Annotated in this window: 2 protein-coding genes; both read right to left on the bottom strand. The window is 42.9% G+C overall.

What is annotated here, in order from left to right; translation table 11 throughout:
* Positions 1–45 precede the first annotated feature (45 nt).
* The gene (gene potB, locus B9J84_RS13120; protein ID WP_026027331.1) at positions 46–903 is read right to left on the bottom strand and encodes a spermidine/putrescine ABC transporter permease PotB; all 858 of its coding nucleotides are present in this window, start codon (positions 901–903) and stop codon (positions 46–48) included.
* Positions 887–2,023 (bottom strand): spermidine/putrescine ABC transporter ATP-binding protein PotA, encoded by a 1,137-nt coding sequence (potA, locus tag B9J84_RS13115; protein ID WP_017047640.1) that lies wholly within the window; start codon positions 2,021–2,023, stop codon positions 887–889. The genes potB and potA overlap by 17 nt, the downstream gene beginning before the upstream one ends.
* Positions 2,024–2,088: the final 65 nt, after the last annotated feature.

The following is a 2,088-nucleotide window of genomic DNA, read 5'->3' as shown; positions in this document are numbered from 1 at the left end:
ATACATACACTAAACTCATAAAGCTAAATCTAACTGTTTTGCCCATTAGTCTAGCTCCACTTTCTTATTCAATAACTTACCAGCACGATAGTATGCATAAAGCATTACAGCCATCGCCAGAGTCAAGGCAATGCTGGTCGCGGCGCCGAATGGCCAATCACGAGCATTCAATACTTGGCTCTTAATCACGTTACCAATCAGCAGGTTTTTCGCGCCACCGAGTAAGTCAGCAATATAGAACATACCTAATGCTGGCAGTAACACCAACAAGCAGCCCCCGATGATACCCGGCATGGTCAATGGCAATACTACCTTGAGCAAAGTTTGAAGCTTATTTGCCCCTAGATCTCTCGCGGCTTCAATGTAGGTATCGTCCAATTTTTCAATAGCAGAATAGAGCGGAAGAATCATAAAAGGCAGCAAGATGTAAACCAAGCCAATCATTACCGCTGTCTCGGTGTACATAATACGCAGTGGTTTGTCTATGATGTCTAAAGCCATTAAAGCTTGGTTTAGGATGCCTTGCGTACCCAGCACTATTTTTAATCCGTAGGTACGGATAAGAGAGTTCGTCCAAAAAGGAACAATCACCAAAAACAGCATAATTGGACGCCATTTTTGTGGCATTTTTGCGACAATGTAAGCAAATGGATAACCAATAACCAAGCAGAGAAGGGTAGCCACAATTGCCATATAGAAAGAGTGCATGAGCACTTTGGCGTAAAGTGGATCCAATAAGCGTGTATAGTTATCAAGCGTGAAGGTCATTTCAATTAAGTTGGCTTCATCGCGAGTCAAAAAGCTAGTACCAATGATCATAACGTTAGGGATTAGCACAAACAGCACTAACCACCCAACAATCAATGTGATAATAGCATTTTGAAGATTAAGCTTCTTGCTCATCATCGAGTACTACCTCCCAGCTTTCAACCCAAGTGATAGCGACTTTCTGGCCGAGAGAATGGTCCACATCAGGATCATCTTCGTTAAAGAATTCGCTAACCGTCACGCGCATGCCTGATTCTTCCAATTCGACTACAGATTCTAGAGTCATGCCTTTGTAGGTACGTTCTGTCACGTGTCCAACAATGCCTTTTTCTTCTGACTCTTTAATCTCTTCGATGCGAAGATCTTCAGGACGCAGCAAAACTTGTAGTTTGTGTCCGGGTTGTACATTTTGATCGTGGTAAACTACCGCTTCAACACCTTCGATATGTGCACGAATACGCTTATCGTCAATTCGTTCAATCGTTTCAGCATTAAATACGTTGATCTCACCGATGAAGCGAGCAACAAATAGGTTTTTAGGGTCTTCGTAAATTTCACGTGGAGAGCCATCTTGCTCAATTTTCCCTTCACGCATAACAATAATGCGATCCGACATTGATAAGGCTTCTTCTTGATCGTGCGTAACGAAGATAAAGGTGATCCCAAGCTGACGTTGAAGCTGCTTAAGCTCCATTTGCATCTGCTTACGCAGTTTATAGTCAAGCGCGGATAAAGATTCGTCTAGCAACAGAACCTTAGGTTTATTAACAACGGCACGCGCGATCGCGATACGTTGTTGTTGACCACCAGAAAGTTGACTTGGTTTACGCTGGGCCATCGCGTCGAGACGTACCATCCGCAGTGCTTCCATCACACGGGGTTCAATGTCCGTCGTTGGCACTTTTTGCATACGCAAACCAAACGCGACATTTTCAAATACTGTCATATGTGGGAAAAGTGCATAGCTTTGAAAGACGGTGTTAACGTGTCTCTGTTCAGCAGGAACTTTTGTAACATCTTGATTATCAAGAGTAATTGAACCTTGATCTGCGGTTTCAAAACCTGCAATCATTCTTAGTACTGTTGTTTTACCACAGCCAGAAGGACCAAGTATCGTTAAGAATTCGCCATGATTAACATCAAGGTTTAGGTTGCCAATGATTTCCTTACCATCGAAACTTTTACTGATACCAGAAAGACGAACTACTGGTTTTCCTACTGATTTTTTTACGTTCAACGTCTGTTTTTCTCCCACCTTGGTCTATAGGGATGCCTATCTTACGACCTGTCGCTATACACAATTGAGGCGCGCATCATAAT

The organism is Vibrio sp. V03_P4A6T147 (assembly GCF_002241085.1).
In the GTDB taxonomy this organism is placed as follows: domain Bacteria; phylum Pseudomonadota; class Gammaproteobacteria; order Enterobacterales; family Vibrionaceae; genus Vibrio; species Vibrio anguillarum.
This window is presented reverse-complemented; position numbering and strand designations above follow the sequence as displayed.

Excerpts from the sequence above, each read along its gene's own strand:
- potB (WP_026027331.1), bottom strand. The coding sequence starts at position 903 with ATGAGCAAGAAGCTTAATCTTCAAAATGCTATTATCACATTGATTGTT.